A 19,498-nucleotide genomic window follows, 5' to 3' on the forward strand; every position below is an offset into this window, starting at 1 on the left:
TAGGTTTTATGTTATCATTAATTTAAAAAATATTAAAAATTTTTATTATGCCTCTAAAATATTTTATTAAAAGACACAATTTATATTCTACTCCCTTATGTGTTCTGACCCTGGGCAGGAGTTGATTAAGAATGATATTAAAGAGGGTTTGGTAGACAGGGTGGTGGTTGCTGCTTGTACTCCAAGAACTCATGAGCCTATTTTTAGAGCAGCGGTTGAGTCAGCAGGTTTAAACAAGTATTTTTGTGAAATAGCTAACATAAGAGATCAGAATACCTGGGCTCACTGGGGAAAGATTAAAGAGGCTACCGATAAGGCTAAAAGGATCATCAAAAGTGCGGTAGCTAAGGTCAGGTTAGCTGAACCTTTAGAGGACCGTTTTGAACCTATGGAAAAGTCTGTTTTGGTGGTAGGTGGTGGAATTGCGGGAATGTTTGCAGCTTTAGACTTAGCTAACATGGGGTTAAAGGTTTATCTGGTAGAGAAAAGGCCTTCTATTGGCGGTAACATGGCCATGCTTGATAAAACGTTCCCGACGATGGACTGCTCGGCTTGAATACTTACCCCCAAGATGGGCGAGGTCGCCCAGCATCCTAACATCGAACTTATCACCTACGCCGAGGTAGAAGACGTTAAGGGTTATGTAGGTAACTTTGAGGTTACCATAAAGAAAAAAGCCAGGTATGTAGACTGGGATAAGTGTACAGGTTGTGGTCACTGTATGAACATTTGTCCCTCCAGAGCTCCAAACGAGTTTAACCTTGGTTTGGATAAGAGACCGGCAATTTATATCCAATTCCCGCAGGCAGTGCCTAAGAAGGCTGTGATAGATGCAGACAACTGTTTGTATTTTAAGACTTTAAGGAAGACAGGTAAGACAGCCTGCCAGATCTGTCAGAAGGGTATACCTAACAAGAACATAGAGGGTTGTCCGGCAGGGGCGATCAACTATGAGGACAAGGATGAGTTTATCAAGGTAAAGGTAGGGTCTGTGATCTTATCAACAGGTTTTAAACCGATGGAAAAATATCATTTTAAAGAATATTCTCCTAACTGTCCAGATGTGGTCACTGCTATGGAGTTTGAACGTATTCTTTCTCCTACAGGTCCTACGGAAGGGCAGCTTAAAAGACTTTCTGACGGGCAAAAGCCAAAGAAAATGGCTTTTATAGCCTGTGTAGGTAGTAGAGACGAAAGATACCATAGCTACTGTTCTAAGGTTTGTTGTATGTATATCATGAAACATGCAAGGATCCTCAAAGAGAAGTATCCAGACATAGACCTATATCTTTTCTTCATAGATGTGAGGACAGCAGGAAAGGATTTTGAGGAATTTTATGTTTATACCAAGAAGCTTGGTGCGAAGGTGATAAGGGGAGGAAGGGTTTCAGCGGTAGATGTAAAACCAGATGGAAAATTAAGGGTCAGGGCATATGACAACGACCTTTGCAGTCCGGTAGAAGTGGATGTAGACATGGTGGTTTTGGCAACAGCAATTGAGCCAGGGCCAGACACAGAGAAACTTGGAAGGATCTTTAGTGCCAGCTGTGGTAGGGAAGGCTTTATCAGAGAAGTTCACACCAAACTTTATCCAGTAGAGACCTCAGCTAAAGGGGTATTTATCGCAGGATGTGTGCAGGGGCCCAAGGATATTCCAGAATCTATCGCTCAATCAAGGGCTGCTTCTTCTGCGGCGGCTGCATTAGTGTTACCAGGTAAAATCAGGTTTGAGGCAATAGCTGCTGAGGTGATAAGGGACAAGTGTAGTAGTTGTGGGGTGTGTGTGCAGCTTTGTCCATATAACGCGATAGTGCTTGAGGAGTATAACGGGGTTTATAAGGCCAAGGTTGAGCCAGCCCTTTGTGCAGGATGTGGAACCTGTGCTTCTGCCTGTCCTTCCAAAGCCATCGTTTTCCATGGATTTACCACCGAGCAGATAATAGAGCAGATTAGAGCCATAACGGTTGATTAATAAAAGAAAGAAACCAAAGGGGGTAGGATAATGGAGAAGGAAGTGAATGTTATAAAGTTAGACGAGGAGTTTATGAAGGAGTTTTGGGAAGAGCTTGAGGCGATGGGGATGCCTGTTAAGGAGTTGAGGGAGTGTATCCAGTGTGGGAGGTGTGCAGGGACCTGTCCGATGGCGTTAGCTGGTTTGGAGTATTTTATCAAGAGGATAGTGCATGCGAGTATGTTGGGGTTGAAGGAGATATTTTTGGATGATTCATCGGTATGGGGGTGTCAGAGTTGTAACCGGTGTGTAGAGGTATGTCCGATGGACATAAAGCCTTATGAGTTGATACAGGCGATAAGGAGGGTGTGTTTTAGGGAGTATGCGATGCCATCTAACACGATAGACGGTTTGAGGAACTATTATGAGAGGGGGCATGCGGTAATAGTCAAGGGTTTTGAGGAGAGGAGGAAGAAGGTGGGGTTACCTGAGATGCCACCTACGGTGATAGGGAATGAGGAGATGAGGAAGAAGTTTCAGGAGGTAATGAAGCAGACAGCGTTAGCAGAGGTAGCACCGTTTCCACTTGACTAAAGAAAAAGGAGGGAAGAGATGAAGAGGGTAGGATTGTTTTTAGGGTGTAACATACCGTTGAGGAGGCCGGATATAGAGTATTCGATGAGGTATTTGTTGAAGGAGTTAGGGGTGGAGGTAGTGGATTTAGAGGGAGCGACATGTTGTCCGGCGTTTGGTGTGATGCCATCGGTAGATTTGGTGGGTTGGTGTGTGGCATCTGGGTGGAACATGGCGATAGCAGAGGGTAAGGGATTAGAGGTGATGGTTACGGGATGTGGTAGTTGTTATGGGAGTTTGAATGAGGCGAGATATCACATGGAGAAGCATCCTGAGATAAAGGAGAAGGTGAACGAGATATTGGGAAGTGTAGGGATGAGGTATGAGGGGAAGGTTAAGGTGTACAACATATACAATTATATATATGATTTTATAGGGTTAGAGGAGTTGAAGAAGGCGGTGAGGTATTCGTTGAATGGATTGGTATGTGGGGTACAGGTAGGGTGTCACAATTTATGGCCGAGCAAGGCGTATCCGGCGAATGATGAGAATACGTTTCAGCCGAAGAGGTTGAGGGAGATATGTGAGGCGTTAGGAGGGGTGGCGCCGTGGTATAGCATGATGACGGATTGTTGTGGTATGGGTGCGTTGGGTAGTTTAGCGAGGGACAAGTCGTGGAGTTTGTTTAAGAGGAAGGCGAGCAAGATGATAGAGGAGATAAATCCTGAGGTATTTGTGACGGGGTGTAGTAGTTGTTTGTTGAGGTTTGACAACGATCAGGCGTTGATGAGGAAGGAGGGGGTAATAGATTTTGAGGTACCAGCGGTGCATGTGGCGCAGTTGGTTGCGTTGGCGTTGGGAGCGGAGCCGGAGAAGGCGGTAGGTTTGGCAGAGGTGCCAGTAGACAAGGTGGTAGAAAAAATAAGAGGAGGTAAGTGATATGAGTTGGGAGCCAAAGATAGTGGTTATAGCTTGTAACTGGTGTACCTATGCTGCGGCAGACCTGGCAGGTAGTTTAAGATATAGTTATCCACCTACAGCATATATAGTAAGGGTTCCCTGTAGTGGTAGGGTAGAGCCTGAGTTTATAGTAGAGGCTTTAAAAACCGGAGCAGATGCTGTGTTGGTTGGTGGCTGACCTCCTGGGGATTGTCATTACCGGTCAGGTAATTACAAGGCATTGAGGCGTTTTAAGCTTTTGAAGAGGGTGTTAGAGGAGTTGGGAGTGGAAGGAGATAGGGTGAGGCTTGAGTGGATATCAGGTAGTGAGGGTAAGAAGTTTGCGGACATAATAACGGAGATGGATGCTAAGGTAAGGGAAATAGGACCAAATCCAATGAAGGGGGTATAGGAGATGAGCAAGCCTAAGTTAGCATATTATCTTGCAGGAGGTTGTGCAGGTTGTGATATAAGTTTGGTAGATTTAGCGGATTTTTTGGTGGATGTGGTTAGTGCGGTGGAGATAGTGTTTTTTGCACCCACGTTGGTGGATGTGAAGTATAAGGATTTTGAGGCATTACCTGATGGGTCGGTGGATGTGGGTTTGTTGACAGGTAACATAAGGAACAAGGAACACGAGCATATGGCGAAGGTGATGAGGGCGAAGTGTAAGGTGTTGATAGCCTATGGTATATGTGCGAGTTTAGGGGGTATCAAGGGTTTGGTGAATTTGCATAGTAATCAGGAGTTGTTGGAGAAGGCGTATAGGGATACGTTTAGTACAGACAATCCTACAGGGGAGTTACCGAGTCCTAAGTGTGTGGTAGATGGGAGGTATGAGTTGGAGTTACCGGAGTTGACGGAGGCGAGGACGTTGGATCAGGTGGTGGAGGTGGATTATTACATAGGAGGGTGTCCGCCGCATTATGAGCATGTTAAGGCGGCGTTGGTTGCGTTGTTAGAGGGTAAGTTACCGCCGAGGGGTAGTTGGATAACGATGGGGCATGCGGTGTGTGAGGTATGTGCGAGGAACCCTGTTTTGAGGGGAGAGAAGAAGAAGCCGGTAGTAGAGGTTAGGAGGGTGATAGAAGGGGGAGTAGAGGAGGAGGCATGTTTGACCAAAAACAAAATATTAAAAATTTTTATTATGCCTCTAAAATATTTTATTAAAAGACACAATTTATATTCTACCCCCCAAAGGAGGGTGTCCGCCGCATTATGAGCATGTTAAGGCGGCGTTGGTTGCGTTGTTAGAGGGTAAGTTACCGCCGAGGGGTAGTTGGATAACGATGGGGCATGCGGTGTGTGAGGTATGTGCGAGGAACCCTGTTTTGAGGGGGGAGAAGAAGAAGCCGGTAGAGGAGGTTAGGAGGGTTATAGAAGGAGGGGTAGAGGAGGAGGCATGTTTACTTGAGGCGGGTTATTTGTGTTTGGGTCCTGTTACGCAGGGAGATTGTGGTGCGAGTTGTTTGAAGGTGAACGTGCCGTGTAGGGGATGTGGAGGACCGATTCCAGGGGTAAGGGATTATGGTTTGAGGGCGATAAGTGCGGTAGCGAGTGCGTTGGAGGATGAGGGTTTGGTAGACAGGATAGAGGACCCTGTGAGGTTGTTTTACCGGTATAGTTTACCAGGGTCTATGATAGGGAAGAGGCTTGGAAAGTAGGTAAGAAGATAAAAAAACAGACAGGAGGGGAAGGGTATGCAGAGGATAGAGATAAATCCCATGACAAGGCTTGAGGGTCATGGGAAGATAACGATATTTTTGGATGACAAGGGGAATGTAGACAACGCCTTTTTACAGGTAGTAGAGTTTATGGGATATGAGAAGTTTTTGATAGGTATGCCTATAGAGGAGGTGCCAAGGACAGTAAGTACCGTCTGTGGGGTATGTAGGGCTGTTCATTTTATGGCATCAATGAAGGCTACAGATGAGGTATATGGGGTAAAGCCTACGGAGACGGCGAGGAAGTTGAGGGAGTTGTTTTATTATGCGCATTATGTAGAGGACCACATGGAGATCATATATGCGTTGGGGTTGCCAGATTTTGTGTGTGGGCCTACGGCATCTCCAGCTGAGAGGAATCTGGTTGGGTTGATCTTGAAGGTAGGAGTTGATGTAGGAAGAGATGTTTTGAAGAAGAGGTTTGCTGCTGTTAGGATATTTGAGATCCTTGGAGGAAGGCCAAGCCATCCAGTGGCAGCGATACCCGGAGGATGGAGTAAGAGGTTGAAGGAGGAGGAGAGGCAGGAGATACTGAGGTATGCGGATGAGTGTGTGGAATTAGGGAAGTTTACGCTTAAGGCGTTTAAGGATTTGGTGTTAAGTAATCCTCAGTATGTGGAGTTGATAAAGGGGGATGTTTACAAGGTGGTAACGAACTATTTGGGTACGGTGGATGAGGCTGGGAAGGTGACTTATTATGACGGGACGCAGGTGTTTGTGGACACGAAGGGTAATGAGATAGGTAGGTTTAGTGGTAAGGAGTATTTGGAGTGGATAGCAGAGAGGACGTTACCGTGGAGTTATCAGAAGGCACCGTACATTAAGAAGTTAGGTTGGAAGGGAATAGAGGATGGAGAGGGTACGAGTTTATACAGTGTGGGACCGCTTGCGAGGTTTAACGTGGGGAATGGGTTTGACACACCTGGTGCGCAGGAGGCGTATGAGGAGATGGTAGAGTTTTTTGGAGGGAAGCCTGTGCATAACATACTGGGTTATCACTGGGCGAGGGCGATAGAGTTGTTGCATTGTGCGGAGAAGGTGAAGGAGCTTGCATCAGACGAGAGTATCACTGCTCCTGACGTGAGGCAGGAGTTAGGTGAGGCAGTAGGAGAGGGAGTAGGGATTGTTGAGGCAGCAAGGGGAACGCTTATCCATCATTACAAGACAGACAGTAAGGGTATAGTAACTGACGCAAACATCATAGTTGCAACCACCCACAACAAAGGACCTATGAACATAGCGATCAAGAGGGCGGCAGAGAATTTTATCAAGGAAGGAAAGGTAGATGAGGGAATTTTGAACTTGGTAGAGATAGCTTACAGGCCCTATGACCTTTGTTTTGCCTGTTCTACTCACACCTTACCTGGGAAGTTGCCTGTGCAGGTAAACATCTATACCAAGGACGGAGAGCTGGTAAAAAGTTTGAGAAACTTTAAATAAGTTGTGTTTCCGTAGGAAGAATTTTTAAAGGGGGCTTTATAGCCCCCTTTTTTATTTTGATAAGTAGTTTATAATTAAGCTATGCAGAAAAAGGCCATAGTTATAGGAATAGGCAACCCTAACTTTAAAGACGATGGGGTTGGGTATAAGATAGTAGAACAGCTGGAAGGTTTGGTAGATACTGTTTGTTTGCTTAACACAGACCTAAAGGTAATAGATGCGATGTTGGGGTATGACGTTGCCATCATAGTAGATGGAGTAAAGGTAGGGGTTGAACCTGGGACGATAGTTGAGATTGACCCGTTTAAAACCTTTGATAAGGTTTATGCCAGCGGTACTCATAGTCTTACGGTTTTTGAGGTAATAAGGATTGGTTATCAGGTTTTTCAAGAGGAAATGCCTAAGGAGATAAAGATCATCGGGGTAGAGGTAGAAGACGTAGATACTTTGGATAGAGATTGTAGCCCTAAGGTTAAGGCAGCCATTCCTAAGGTTGTAGAGATTATCAAAGAATATTTAAGGCTAATTTAGTCAACAGAAACGCAAGGGTTACTGAGGTTGTTATCGTAAACACCCAGTTGATTCCTATTTTTTTGATCAGGTCTAACTTGATGGTTTGAAACCCTTTGGTGAGGCCAACACCGGTGATCCCACCTATGATGCAATAGGTGGTTGAGATAGGCATCCCTAATAAAGTAAAGGAAAAAATACATAATCCTGCCCCAAATTGAGCTACAAAACCTGAAAGAGGGTCTAAAGAGGTAATACCTTTTCCTACGGTTTCTATTACCCTGTGGCTGAGTAAAACAGCTCCCAGAAAGATAAGGGTTGAGGCGATAAGATAGAGTAATACTTTATTTAAGCTTAACCCTGTATACATCACCGGGCCAAGGACTGTTGCCAATTCATTAGCTCCGGTATTATAGGAGATGAGGGAAGAGCTTATGAGTAAAAAAGTTTTTAAGAGTTTTTCTATTCTAAAAAAGGGTAACTTGGAAGTAAACCGGATCACCAGTTTGTAGAGAAAAAAGCTTGTTAAACAGGCTATTAAAGGTGAGATCAACCAGGAAACCACTATCTTTATTAAAGAAAAAACGTTAACACTGAGGTTTAGAGCTAAACCACTACCGATAAGGCTTCCTATGATCACCTGATGGGTAGATAGAGGAAGTTTTCTCCAGTTGGAAAAAAGTATCAACAACGCCGATAACAGCAGCGAAAGGCTTAAACTAAGAGGGGTGGTTTCTACGAGGGATTTGCCTACGGTTTTCATCACTTTATCTCCGTTAAATAAAACCCCAAGGAAAACCAGCACCCCAAAAAGAAGTACGGCCCTTTTAAATCGGATTATCCCTGCTCCGATTGAGATACCAAGAGCATTGGAAGCGTCGTTTGAACCTATACCAAAGGCAATCAAAAGGCTGGCTATGATGGCAATCTCTATCATAGATAAAAACAGAGCTACCTTAAACTAAGGTCTAACAAATAAAGGTAATCGCTTGCATCCTCTATGACGTCGCTAACAGACACAAGTGAGTCAACAAAGTCAGACATAATCTTTCCTTCCCAGTAGTTAGTAATCTTACATAAGTTGCAATTTCTTATCTTTTCTGTAAGTTCCAACTTGATTTCATCTACCTTTTTTTCTAAAATTCTTATGGCAAGATTTTTTTCTCTGATGTTATCTTTAGTCCAGAGTGCCTTAAAGGATTTTATCAGGATCTGGCACATCTCAACGTTGATATGAGCTATCCTTAAACACTCTTCTTCTATGTTTTTATAGGTTAGTCCATAGAGGTCAGAATTTAAGATGTAGCGATACTCAAAGGCACAAACTTTCATATGGTCAAAAGCTTTTTCGATGATTTCGATAAAGTTGCAAAGGTTAGGTCTTATGTAAGGCAGAAAAGCCCCCTCATAAATGATACCTATGATCTCTCTTTTAAGAGAGTCTGCCTCTCGTTCAAGATTTTCTATACAATAGGTTTTTTCAAAACTCTCTTGAAGCAAGGTCTCCTTTAGACATTCTGTAGCAGCACAAAGGGTTTTAAGGTATTCTTGAATTTTGGTTATGGCTTTTTTTTCTAACTTTCCTCCACCTAAAAGTTTTTCAAGCATGTCCTAAACCTCTTTTATTTTTTAGCTTGTTCTATTAAAACATTATGCAACACATCAAAAAAAGACGCCACCCCTATGATTTTTTTGTTTTCATCAGTGATAAAAATACGCGCTATGTTGTGTGAGTGCATAATCTCTAAAATCTTTTCTAAGGGGGTGTCTTGAGGCACACAGAGAACAGGCTTAGAGGCTATGTCACCTATTTTTATCTTATGAGGATCCAGATTCTTAGCTAATACCTTAAAAATGATATTTCTTACCGTAACTACCCCATAGGAATCATCATGATTTTTAGGTAAGACTAACAACGACCTGATACGTTTGTCGATCAACCTTTCTATAGCATCATAAACCGTAGCGTCTGCAGATATGGTTTCAAGTTTTTTATTCATGATGTCTTTGGCTACTTTTCCCATCTTTCCCCCCATAGTTTTTTAATTGTTTATAAAGTACATTATAAATGTAATAAATAAAAAATCAAGAAAATTGTTAATAGAAATTTAACATTGAGAAATAAAATTTGAAGAGAAATTTTTATTGAGAAAAACAGAAAAAATGGGCGGAAGAGGATTTGAACCTCTGACCCCCGGCTTGTAAGGCCGATGCTCTCCCCCTGAGCTATCCGCCCATAAAAAGAATATAGTCTAAAAATAATATAAAATAGGGTTTTGTCAATAGTGTTTTTTTGATAAACTATGTATAAGAAACTATTTTTTGCTTTTGAATAGACCTATAGATGAGAGGATAAAAACTAAAAGAGGTTAGGTTATATGTTTAGAGAAGAGGTTTTTCATCTATTTTTGGTTGGGGCAAGCACCCCTGAGTTAGCCTTTTCTAAGGTGGTAAAGTTTCTTTCAACCTATCAGTTAGTAAGATATGATGAATTTAAGGTTCTTGAAAGAGAAACCTTAGGTTTAAGAGACCCTGGTTTTTGGGAAACCTTAGAAAAAGGACTCACAAAAAATTTAGAAGTGTTAAAAAGTTTTGTAGATGATTTAAACCAGGAAGGCTATGTTAGTATAAAAGACCTTTTGTTTCTTCCTCAAGGTTATCTTAGCAAGATATTTCATCTGATAGCTCATCTTCTGGACGGATTTTTTGGGATAGATTCTTATTTTTATAACCTGGTTGAAGACTCTCATTTTATAAGTCCTCAACTAAGGCAAAAACTTAAAAAAGAGGAAACAGGCTATTTTCTGGTCCCAGTTAAAGCCTTTTTTGAGGAAAAAGTATATTCTTTTGAAACTATATCACCTAAGAAATTTTTTAAAATTTAGAGATAAAAAAACAAATATTATCAGTTTTTCCCCAGGAGAGGAGGTTGCCCATTTCCTCTCCTGGAAGGTTGGTTCTTTTAATCCTTAGGTTCTATTTTGTATTTTCCGTTTTCGAAACTCACGTTAGCGTTGATATAATAGGCTTTAAACCCTGCTCTTTTTAATATGTTATAGGCCATTTCAGCCCTAATACCTGTGGCACAATGGATAAGGATGGTTTTGTCCTTAGGAATTTCGTTTAGCCTTTTTTCAACTTCTCCTAATGGGAGATTTACCGCATGGGGCAAGCTACCTTCTTGAGTTTCACTTACTTCTCTTACGTCAAGGATTAAGTAGTTAGCAGGTAGGGTAGGAGATTTAAGCAGTTTTTTAAACTCTTCCACAGAGAAGGTACCAGGCCTGGATTTATGAACATAGGCTATCTTAGAGGAGGGTTTCCCTACTTCAACCTTACCTCCTGCTTTTTTCCAGGACTCTAATCCTCCAGGAATGTAGGCTGTGTTGGTGTATCCCCAATTTTTAATGATATCGATAGCTGATAAAGCTCTTTCGTCTTTTTCGTCATAAACGAAGATTGGAGCATTTTTCTGCTTAGGAAATTGCTTTTTAGCAGCTTTAAGTTTTTCAAGAGGAAGGTTTACTGCCCCAGGTATGTAGCCTTTTTCTGCCAGGGCTTTAGGCCTAAGGTCTATAAGCACAAAAGATACTCCCTGAGAAATTTCTGAAAGGATGTGTTGAGGTTCTACTGCTACAGGGAGGCCTGTTTTTTTCCAGGTAGGCATTCCTTCTACAAAACCTTTAACGTTGGTATATCCAAGAGAAGCGGCCACACTGACCGCTGCTGGGGTTAAGGCTCAGCGTGGACCCTCACAATAAACCACAGCTAAGGCCTGTTTGTCTTTTAAAACCTCAGGTAGTTTCTTCCCAAACTGAGCTAACGGAAGGTTGATAGCCCCAGGTATATGCCCTTCAGCATACTTGACAGGAGGTCTGACATCTATGATCAACGCTGACTTTTGTTCTACCAGTTTCTTGACCTCTTCTAAACCTATTCTTTTTTCTTCTGGAACCTTAACCGGAGGTTTTACCGCTATGATAGAGGCATATCTTTTACCGTCTTTTTCTGTATAGACGATCTTTATGGGGGTGCCTCTGCTAAGTTTGTTTAAAGGTTGGTCCCAGTAAAGCACCTTTACCTTGTCGTCAAAAAACACGTCAAGACTTTGACCGGTATCAAGTTGAAGAAGCCCTGCTTTTTGAGAAATGGAAATAAGATTGCCCCAAAGTTCATTAGGGGCTGAAACTTTGTGACACCCAGGTTGAACGCATGAAGGAAGAGCCTGCTTGATCCCTGGCTCTCCTGGGGCAGAAGTCATCTCCTTTATCCCTATACTTAAACTAAAAAGCAAAGAGGAGACTCCTAAGGCTACCAGATACTTTTTGTTCATAAATCCCCCCTTGGTGTTTTTATGCTTATCTATAAGAATTATAAATAAATTTATCTAAAAAACAACCAAGGGACCTATAAATGTGGTGATTATAAAACCAAGAGGGCTTATTCTTGCCAGAGGTTTTTTTCTAAACTGCGATATTGGATGGCCTCCGTGAGGTGATGTTTTAAGATCATCTCAGATTGTTCTAAATCAGCTATCGTTCTTGCTACCTTGAGTATTTTATGAATGGCCCTTGCAGAGAAACTAAATTTTTCTGCGGCTTTTTCTAAGAACTCCTGAGCCTTAGGTTCTAAGATGCAGTATTTTTTGATTTCTTTAGGTTTAAGCTTAGCGTTGGTTTTGAGTTGGGTTCCATAGCGTCTTTCCTGGAGTTTTTTTGCAGCTAAAACCCTTTCTTTTATTTCTGCTGAGCTAATCTGAGGTTTGTCTGAGGTTTTTAAAAGTGCTTTGTAGTCTACAGAGGGCACTTGTAGGTGGATGTCTATTCTATCAAGGATTGGACCTGAGATTTTGTTTCTATACTTTTTTACCTCCTGAAAGTTGCACTGACAGGGTTTGGTAGGATGTCCGTAATAACCACATTTACAAGGGTTCATCGCACAAACTAACATGAACTTAGAAGGATAGGTTACGGTAAAGTTGGCTCTGGTTATGGTAACCTGTCCGTCTTCTAAAGGTTGTCTGAGGGCCTCTATCACGTCTTTTCGAAACTCTGGAAACTCATCCAGGAAAAGCACTCCATTATGGGCTAAGCTTACCTCTCCTGGTTTAGGATGAGTTCCTCCTCCTATCATCCCAGCCTCAGAGATACCAAAATGGGGATTTCTAAAAGGACGATGGTTGATAAAGGGTTTTTCAGGGGTTAATAGGCCTGCTACCGAGTAGATCTTGGTGGTTTCAAGTGCCTCTTGATAGGTAATAGGGGGTAGTATGGTAGGGAACCTCTGGGCAAGCATAGTTTTTCCTGCACCAGGTGGCCCTATCATCAACACGTTGTGCCCACCTGCCGCAGCTACCTCAAGGGCTCTTTTAGCCATCTCTTGTCCAAATATTTCTGAGAAATCTTCTTCTAACTTGAGTACCTCAAGGTCAACCCCTTTTTTCGGATGTAAAGGCACAGTTCCTTCTCTTAGGTAATCAATTACCTCTCTTAGGTGGGTTACTCCTACTACCTTAAAATCACGCACCAAAGAGGCTTCTAAATAGTTATCCAGAGGCAAAACAATCTCGCAAAACCCCAACTCCTTAGCCTTTAATACAGAAGGTAGTATCCCTTTTGTAGCCTTAACCGTTCCGTCAAGGGAAAGCTCCCCTAAAAAGGCTTTGTTAACTAAGGTGTCCTTAGGGATTATCTCTATACCAGCCAATATCCCCAAGGCCATCGCCAGATCAAACCCACTTCCTTCTTTCTTAAGGTCTGCAGGGGCTAAGTTTATGGTAACCTTTTTTTGGGGAAAACTAAACCCTGAGTTTTTTAAAGCAGACCTGATACGTTCTCTACTTTCTTTGATAGAGCTGTCTGGAAGCCCTACGATGGTAATCCCTGGAAGGCCTCGCGAAAAATCTACCTCGATGTCTACAGGAAAGGCTTCGATACCTAAAACCGTAAAACTTAAAACCCTGACAAACATCTTAGCCCATCAAAACAAAAAAGAGGACCATAAGGTTTGGCCCTATGGTCCTCTTTTTTATCCTAAACTTATATAGCTGTTAGGCACCCAAACCAAGGATCTGGATGAGTTTAGGTAAAACAGGGTTGGCATAAAGAAGAATAAGAGCGATAACCAAGGCATAAATAGTAAGAGATTCGATAAGAGCTATACCAAGAATCATGGTAACGGTAAGTCTACCGGCAAGCTCAGGGTTTCTGGCGATACCTTCACAAGCACCGCGGGTGGCATGACCCATACCGATACCGCATCCAAGAGCAGCCAAACCAACGCCCACACCAGAGGCTAAAACGACGGCTGCAAAGAAACCAAAACCAGTAACCATCTTAGCAGCACCAACTTCTTCTGCTAAAGCAGGGTTAGCAGACAGTAAAGCCACCAAACCTAAAAGTCCTAAAACCATCCACTTTCTCATAAAACCTCCCTCCTTTTAAAAATTTTTAATTTTTAAATAAAACACTTACCAGAAGGCTCATAAACCCCCTGGTAAAGCTTCTTTTTAATGGTGTTCCTCAACAGCACCGGCAAAGTAAGCCAAGCTTAAAAGAACAAAAATCAAAGTCTGAATAAGACTTACCAACACACCTAATACCATGATCGGAAGAGGAGCAAAAAACTTACCTGCAAGCATCGTAAGAATCCCAAGCAAAAGCTCTTTAGATACTAAGTTTCCAAAAAGTCGGACAGAAAGAGAGATAATCCTTCCCACATGACTAAAAATTTCAGCAGGAAGCATAAGAGGAGCTAACCAGGGAATAGGACCTAAGAAGGTCTTAAAATAGGCAAGCCCTTTAAACCTTATTCCTAAGAAATGGTAATAAACGATGGTGATTAAGGTTAAACCAAGGGTTACGTTAAGGTTAGCAGTAGGAGACATAAATCCAGGTATAAGCCCTAAAAAGTTAGAGAAGAGAATGTAAAGGGCATAAAAAACGATCAAAGGAAAAACCAAAGGCACCAAGTTAGGCCCATGCCCATCTCCATGAGGTACGTTTTCTTTGGTAAAGTTGTAGAGGGTTTCGATCACAAACTCCCAGAAATTCTGAAACCCTTTTGGTATAAACTCCATCTTTCTTGTGCCTATATAGGCTAACACGATAAGCAAAAGACACACAAAAAAGCTGTGGACCATGTGAGGAGCAAACAACTTAGCCAAAGGCCCGTAATGGGCTGCCTCTTCATAGTAATGAAACCCAGAAGGAAGACCAAGCTTTTCTAAAATAAGACACAAAAACAGTATAGGATGTTCCATAACCTGACCCCCTAAGTTAATATTTCTTTTTTTTCTTTTTTCATAAACCAGAGAAACCTGATAAAACTATAAGCCGTAAGGCTAACATAAACCAAAACAAACGCAGAAATCAGAAAAACCGGATGGGCACCAAGATGGGCTATCAAAAAATAAACCACTATGGCAGTTGCCAAAAGTTTAAGATAGATCTTTGCTATGTAGACGTGGCGTTCTTTGTTATAGAGATTTTTCTGGTCTGAAGCAAAGATTTCCTGAATTTTTTTTACAAAGTCAATCCCTTCTTTTTTGGTGGTCCTGAAGTTTAGAAACCCTAAAATCCCACCTGCCAAGAAGGAAAAAGTTTCCACCAGACCACCCCATACTAAATGGATGGAAATCGTCGCAACAACCACCAGCCCAAGGATTAACCTCTCTGCCTCACCAAAAAACCTTTCAGGACTTACTTCCTTTATCATTTTTACCTATGTCCTTTGTCCTCTTCTTGGTATACCAGATAAGGTTCTTAATCCCCCCTATCGCCCCAAAAATGATAAAGATAGTCGTAATCCACGGGGAAGTCCTTCCATGTAAAAGCTTCTCCTCTATCAGCCAGCCTACCACCGCTCCTGCTATCACCGAAGAAACTACAGCAATCCCGATGGTAAAACTTTCGGCTAAAACCTCTAACAAAAATTTAAAAGCACTATCCTTTTTCTCTTTCAACTTACATACATTTAAAACATAATTTTTAAAAAATCAACCAGCAAAAAACTACAAAATCAGGCGTATTATCAAAAATACAATTGATTTTATGTTTTTAATTTTATTTTTTATAAAATTTTTTAAGTTTACTGGGCTGTTCTTTTACTCGCAAAAAATTCCTTTACCTGTTCGGCAAAAGCCTCTATCCTCATCCTGGTGCCAAGGGACTTCTGTCCGTCGCAAGGAACGGTAAGCACAGGTAACCTTTTCCCTTCTCCTTCTTTAATCCTTTTTAACAGGGCAGAAACTACATTCCCTGGCATACAGGCAAAAGGAATAACGTTTACTATTCCCGAAACCCCGTTATGGGTATACTCTACCGCCTTTCCTACAGAAAGCAACACCTCCCCTCCTTCATACCTTATGTCCACATACCTTTGGGTAAGCCTCATCAGCTCCTCAACCGGCAACTCTTCAGCCGTATCAAGGATGTCCTTAAAAACAGACACAAACTTTTCTTCTTCCCACCTCAGATATCTGCTTTCAAGCACATACCTGAAGTAGGTCTTAAAAAGTCCAAGCCTTTTAGCCCAGTTTTTGGAGGTGTAGTTGATAAAATGGATCCACTCGGTGATAGGAGGAAGCCAGACCTCTAAACCTAAGTCCTCTAAAAACCTGTATAGGTCTTCGTTAGCAAACCGGTTGCTTCTAACATAGATCTCTCCTACCACCCCTACCTTGGGCTTTTTCTGGGTATCAACTTCTAAACCGGCAAACCGGTTTTTAAGGTCTAAGAGCACAGAAACCAGGTCTTCTCCTTTTTCTATAGCTTTTTCTATCTGATTAAGCCCTTCCTGGTATAACTTTTCTACCTCTTGTTTGTCTTTCGCATATGGTCTTATTTCCCTAAGAAGTTTATTTAGCACGTCTACCGCTACTATCCCTTTCCAGGCAACCTTCATAAAGGTTTTGCCTAAAAGGTCTAAGTCCTGGTAAAAACTCATGTCCTGTTGTAGAGAATAGACAGGAAGTTTAACTCCCAAGTCTCGTAAGATCTTCTGATGAAGTTTGTTATACTGACCAAACCTGCAAGGCCCACCGCTGTTTGGCATAAAAAATACGCTTTTTTCAGGGTCAAACCCTGGCTGATTTATCAGCTTGATAAGGTCTCCTGTGGTAAGGATGGTAGGATAGCATTCCTTGCCTGAGGTATACCTTCTTCCAAGGTCAAGGCTTTGTTCGTCTGGTTCTGGAAGCACCTTGGCTTCAACCCCGCAGGCTCTGAAAGCTGCTGCCAGGGCTACCGCATGGTCGCACATGTAAGGAATGTAGATGGTCCTTTTTTCTTTAGGGGTTGCCTTCAAGAAAGTAAAGCTTCTCCGTAGATCATACGGTTTTACCTTGTCCCTGATACTGTCTACAAAGGCCTCTAATCTTGTTACCACCCCAGCCTCAGCGCTGTGTTCATCTACCTCTATTTCTATAAAAGGTTTACCTCCCATCAGTTCCTCAAAAAAGTGCTGGATAAAAGAGTCTGGCCCGCAAGAGAAGTTGGTAAAAAACACAGGGAAAAGGTTAGGTGTTTCCCTTATAAGATGTGCTGCCAGCAAAAACCTCTGTCCGTATTCCCAATACATCTCTGAGAGAGGTTCAAAGACTTTTGGATGGTCTAATTCTTCTAAGGGTAGCATGTCTACAGGCAACCCAACTATACCTAATTTTTTAATTTTATAGTGTATGCCTAAGTTAGCCCCTGGGTCAAAGGCATTGTAAGGCCTTCCTACGATGACAAGCACCACCTCTTCTTTAAACTGAGACAAAATCTCTTTTCCCCTCTGTTTTAGCCAGTGATGAAACTCCCTCTGGGCTTCCTCTCCTATCTTCCAGGCCCTTTTAGCCTCTTTTTCTGAGACCCCAAGCATCCTTGCAAGGTCTTTTACTTCTTGGTTTACCAAGAAGCCAGGGCGCCCTAAGTGCAACACCGGAGTTATTACCTTTACCCCAAGGTCTTCGAACCTGAAGGTTGCAGGACTTATCCAAGGAACGCTCTGTACATAGGGACATACCTTGCCTACCTCAAAAGCCGGATGCTCAGGAGGAAGGTCGGTTATCTGCGGAAGAAAAAGGGTTTTAACCCCTTTGTCTAAAAGCTCTTTGATATGCCCTATGGCTATCTTTATAGGAAAACAGGGCTCACCTGGGGTTATCTCACAGCCTATCTTGATAATTCTCTTAGAGGTCTGAGACGAAAGAACCACCTGATGACCTAACTCCTGAAAAAAGGTAGCAAAAAGAGGCAACCATTCATAAAACTGAAGGATAAGAGGAATCCCGATGGATTTATCCTGGCTTTCCCCTTTTTCTACAGGTTTTACATAGGAGATAAGCTTTTCAAAACGCTCTAAGGTAAGATTAGGGATGTGTTCCTGAGGTTTTCTCTGGTCAACCTCATACTTTTCGCACCTTCCTCCGTAGTAGTAGGGAAGAGAGTCTTCTATCGTTATCTTGTGGATTTCGCACTGATTAGGACATTCTTTGCACTCAAAGGCCTGGATCTGATAGTTAACCTTGGTTAAATCAAACCCTTTAAACTTGGTTTGTCCCTTGGTTTCTTCCTTAGCAAGAAGGGCTACTCCAATAGCTCCTGTAACCTCATGGTGAGGAGGCATCAGCACCGGTTTGCCAAGCACCTTTTCAAAGGCAGCCACCACCCCCTGGTTAAAGGCCACTGCCCCCTGGAAAAACACCTTTTTCCCTATTTTTCTGTCCTCTACCACCTTATTCAGGTAGTTATGCACTATGGCATAACAAAGCCCTGCAATCAGGTCTTCCTTAGGGAGGCCTTGTTGTTGGTAGTGTAAAAGGTCTGACTGCATAAAAACGGTGCATCTTTCTCCCAGCTTAAGCGGGGCTGAACTCTTTAAGGCGATTTCTCCAAACTTTTCTATCGGGACTCCAAGCTTTACCGCCTGTTCCTGTAGAAAAGACCCTGTGCCTGCTGCACAGGCTTTGTTCATCGTAAAGTCTGAGATGGTGCCGTTTTCTAAGTAGATATATTTAGAGTCCTGACCTCCTATCTCAAAGATGGTGTCTACCTCTGGGTCTATGAAAAGGGCTCCGTAAGCCTGTGCGGTGATTTCATTTCTTACGACATCAGCCCCGATAAAGTCTCCTATCAGGTATCTTCCAGAACCTGTGGTCCCAACACCTTTTACCACCACGTTTTCCGGAAGTTGCTTTTTTAACTCTAAAAGGCCTTTTTTGATGCTTTCAAGAGGTTTCCCCTGATGAAGAAGATAAACCTTGGCTATAAGTTTTCCTTCCTGGTTTATGGCAACAAGCTTGGTGCTTACCGACCCAACGTCAACCCCAAGCCATACCTCCTGGGGTTTGTCCTGTGATGCGGTAGTTTCTATCAAAAACCTCTGTTTAAGCCTTTCTGACAGTTCCAGCGACTTAAAAGGTGTTAACACCTCATACCTTGGTGGAGAATAGGTTCTTTTTTTAAGATAGATCCTTAAGATGTCAGCTCCTTTGTATGCTGATGCGGCTTTACCTTCAAGCCCGTAGAGGGCAGCCCCTATCGCCCCCATGATCCTGAAATGCTCAGGGATGATAAGCTCATCGTCCTTTAGTCTTAAGATTTCTTTTATCGCCCTTCTTACTCCTAAGTTTGCCGCAACCCCTCCCTGAAAAACAAGTGGAGGCAAAATCTCCCTTCCCTTGGCTAAGTTGCTTCTCAGGTTTCTGATGATGGCAAAACAAAGCCCTGCGATGATTTCCTGGTCAGGCACCGCTGCCTGCTGAAGGTGTATCATGTCAGATTTGGCAAAAACGGTGCATCTTCCTGCTATTCTTGGCACGTTTTGAGCCTCTACAGCAAGCCGAGAAAACTCTTCTATCGTATACCCAAGCCTTGCAGCCTGTTGCTCTAAAAAAGACCCTGTGCCTGCCGCACAAAGGGTGTTTAACGCAAAATCCTCTATCTCAGGCACACCCCTTTCATGGGTGATGAAAATAAGCTTTGAGTCCTCGCCTCCGATGTCTATGATCGTCTTTACCTCAGGATGAAAAAAGGTTGCTGCCTTGGCATGAGCCATCACCTCGTTTACAAAGGCACACCCAAGTATCTGAGAGATGGTTTTACCAGCCGTTCCGGTGCAAGTAATCCCAGAGAGACTTTCTTTTCCAAACCCCTTTTCCACCTCGGTTAAAAGCCTTTCTGCCGTTTCTATAGGCTGACCGTGGGTTTTTTCGTACCTCCAAAAAAGAAGGTTTTTGTTCTCATCAAGGACTGCTACCTTGGCTGTCCCTGACCCTACGTCAAGCCCTACATATCGTGTCATCAAATACCCCCTTGAGGGTTTTTAACCTTTTGATTTAAAAATTCTCCTGGTTTACAGTTTAAATTTTAAGTAA

Annotated in this window: 19 protein-coding genes, 1 tRNA gene and 1 pseudogene; 9 read left to right on the forward strand and 12 right to left on the reverse strand. The window is 42.6% G+C overall.

Going from position 1 to position 19,498, the window contains the following annotated elements; all coding sequences use genetic code 11:
* Nucleotides 1–88: 88 nt before the first annotated feature.
* The 8 genes and pseudogenes from G580_RS09665 to G580_RS0102545 form a co-directional block, all read left to right on the forward strand.
* Nucleotides 89–1,972 (forward strand): annotated as a pseudogene (locus tag G580_RS09665) (FAD-dependent oxidoreductase); the annotation flags it as partial.
* A 30-nt stretch (nt 1,973–2,002) separates the two neighbouring features.
* Nucleotides 2,003–2,545 (forward strand): 4Fe-4S dicluster domain-containing protein, encoded by a 543-nt coding sequence (locus G580_RS0102520; RefSeq protein WP_028840906.1) that lies wholly within the window; start codon nt 2,003–2,005, stop codon nt 2,543–2,545.
* 18 nt (nt 2,546–2,563) lie between these two features.
* Nucleotides 2,564–3,463 carry a CoB--CoM heterodisulfide reductase iron-sulfur subunit B family protein gene (locus G580_RS0102525; RefSeq protein ID WP_028840907.1) on the forward strand — a complete coding sequence of 300 codons (900 nt, stop codon included), beginning with the start codon at nt 2,564–2,566 and terminating at the stop codon, nt 3,461–3,463.
* 1 nt (nt 3,464) lies between these two features.
* The gene (locus G580_RS09670) at nt 3,465–3,875 is read left to right on the forward strand and encodes a hydrogenase iron-sulfur subunit (RefSeq protein WP_156874767.1); all 411 of its coding nucleotides are present in this window, start codon (nt 3,465–3,467) and stop codon (nt 3,873–3,875) included.
* A gap of 3 nt (nt 3,876–3,878) precedes the next feature.
* Complete coding sequence (locus G580_RS09675) at nt 3,879–4,685, forward strand: NADH-quinone oxidoreductase subunit B family protein (protein ID WP_083960783.1); 807 nt, start codon at nt 3,879–3,881, stop codon at nt 4,683–4,685.
* Nucleotides 4,686–4,752: 67 nt separating this feature from the next.
* Nucleotides 4,753–5,127: a hypothetical protein gene (locus G580_RS09680; RefSeq protein ID WP_211211337.1), complete on the forward strand. Its 375-nt coding sequence runs from the start codon at nt 4,753–4,755 to the stop codon at nt 5,125–5,127.
* 36 nt (nt 5,128–5,163) lie between these two features.
* Nucleotides 5,164–6,627, forward strand: coding sequence for a Ni/Fe hydrogenase subunit alpha (locus G580_RS0102540; RefSeq protein ID WP_028840908.1), 1,464 nt, complete (start codon nt 5,164–5,166; stop codon nt 6,625–6,627).
* Nucleotides 6,628–6,708: 81 nt separating this feature from the next.
* On the forward strand, nt 6,709–7,158 hold the full coding sequence (locus G580_RS0102545; protein ID WP_028840909.1) for a hydrogenase maturation protease: 450 nt from the start codon (nt 6,709–6,711) through the stop codon (nt 7,156–7,158).
* Here G580_RS0102545 and G580_RS0102550 read toward each other — a convergent pair.
* The 4 genes from G580_RS0102550 to G580_RS0102565 all read right to left on the reverse strand — a co-directional run bounded on the left by G580_RS0102550 (nt 7,133) and on the right by G580_RS0102565 (nt 9,373).
* Nucleotides 7,133–8,074: an inorganic phosphate transporter gene (locus tag G580_RS0102550; protein WP_028840910.1), complete on the reverse strand. Its 942-nt coding sequence runs from the start codon at nt 8,072–8,074 to the stop codon at nt 7,133–7,135. The genes G580_RS0102545 and G580_RS0102550 overlap by 26 nt on opposite strands.
* 14 nt (nt 8,075–8,088) lie before the next feature.
* Nucleotides 8,089–8,745 carry a DUF47 family protein gene (locus tag G580_RS0102555; protein WP_028840911.1) on the reverse strand — a complete coding sequence of 219 codons (657 nt, stop codon included), beginning with the start codon at nt 8,743–8,745 and terminating at the stop codon, nt 8,089–8,091.
* A gap of 14 nt (nt 8,746–8,759) precedes the next feature.
* Nucleotides 8,760–9,161, reverse strand: a complete 402-nt coding sequence (locus tag G580_RS0102560) for a CBS domain-containing protein (protein ID WP_028840912.1) — start codon at nt 9,159–9,161, stop codon at nt 8,760–8,762.
* 140 nt (nt 9,162–9,301) lie between these two features.
* Nucleotides 9,302–9,373, reverse strand: a tRNA-Val gene (locus G580_RS0102565).
* 142 nt (nt 9,374–9,515) lie between these two features.
* Here G580_RS0102565 and G580_RS09685 point away from each other — a divergent pair.
* Nucleotides 9,516–10,022 (forward strand): hypothetical protein, encoded by a 507-nt coding sequence (locus G580_RS09685; RefSeq protein ID WP_051173004.1) that lies wholly within the window; start codon nt 9,516–9,518, stop codon nt 10,020–10,022.
* Between the two features lie 77 nt (nt 10,023–10,099).
* On the opposite strand, the gene G580_RS11580 is transcribed toward G580_RS09685, so the two are convergent.
* The 8 genes from G580_RS11580 to G580_RS0102610 form a co-directional block, all read right to left on the reverse strand.
* The gene (locus G580_RS11580; protein ID WP_051173005.1) at nt 10,100–10,852 is read right to left on the reverse strand and encodes a rhodanese-like domain-containing protein; all 753 of its coding nucleotides are present in this window, start codon (nt 10,850–10,852) and stop codon (nt 10,100–10,102) included.
* 24 nt (nt 10,853–10,876) lie between these two features.
* A complete protein-coding gene (locus tag G580_RS11585; RefSeq protein WP_051173007.1) occupies nt 10,877–11,470 on the reverse strand; it encodes a rhodanese-like domain-containing protein in 594 nt (197 codons plus the stop codon).
* 107 nt (nt 11,471–11,577) lie between these two features.
* Nucleotides 11,578–13,107, reverse strand: a complete 1,530-nt coding sequence (locus G580_RS0102580) for a YifB family Mg chelatase-like AAA ATPase (RefSeq protein ID WP_028840913.1) — start codon at nt 13,105–13,107, stop codon at nt 11,578–11,580.
* 79 nt (nt 13,108–13,186) lie between these two features.
* Nucleotides 13,187–13,561, reverse strand: coding sequence for an ATP synthase F0 subunit C (atpE, locus tag G580_RS0102590; RefSeq protein WP_028840914.1), 375 nt, complete (start codon nt 13,559–13,561; stop codon nt 13,187–13,189).
* Between the two features lie 84 nt (nt 13,562–13,645).
* Nucleotides 13,646–14,398, reverse strand: coding sequence for a F0F1 ATP synthase subunit A (gene atpB, locus G580_RS0102595; RefSeq protein ID WP_028840915.1), 753 nt, complete (start codon nt 14,396–14,398; stop codon nt 13,646–13,648).
* An 11-nt stretch (nt 14,399–14,409) separates the two neighbouring features.
* Nucleotides 14,410–14,853 carry a hypothetical protein gene (locus G580_RS0102600; RefSeq protein ID WP_028840916.1) on the reverse strand — a complete coding sequence of 148 codons (444 nt, stop codon included), beginning with the start codon at nt 14,851–14,853 and terminating at the stop codon, nt 14,410–14,412.
* Entirely contained in the window at nt 14,831–15,100 is a 270-nt protein-coding gene (locus G580_RS0102605; RefSeq protein ID WP_000660063.1) for an AtpZ/AtpI family protein, read from the reverse strand. Before G580_RS0102605 ends, G580_RS0102600 begins: the two co-directional genes overlap by 23 nt.
* Before the next feature lie 125 nt (nt 15,101–15,225).
* Complete coding sequence (locus tag G580_RS0102610; RefSeq protein ID WP_028840917.1) at nt 15,226–19,425, reverse strand: acyl-CoA dehydratase activase; 4,200 nt, start codon at nt 19,423–19,425, stop codon at nt 15,226–15,228.
* Between the last annotated feature and the right edge of the window lie 73 nt (nt 19,426–19,498).

This window comes from Thermodesulfobacterium hveragerdense DSM 12571 (assembly GCF_000423845.1).
Taxonomy (GTDB): domain Bacteria; phylum Desulfobacterota; class Thermodesulfobacteria; order Thermodesulfobacteriales; family Thermodesulfobacteriaceae; genus Thermodesulfobacterium; species Thermodesulfobacterium hveragerdense.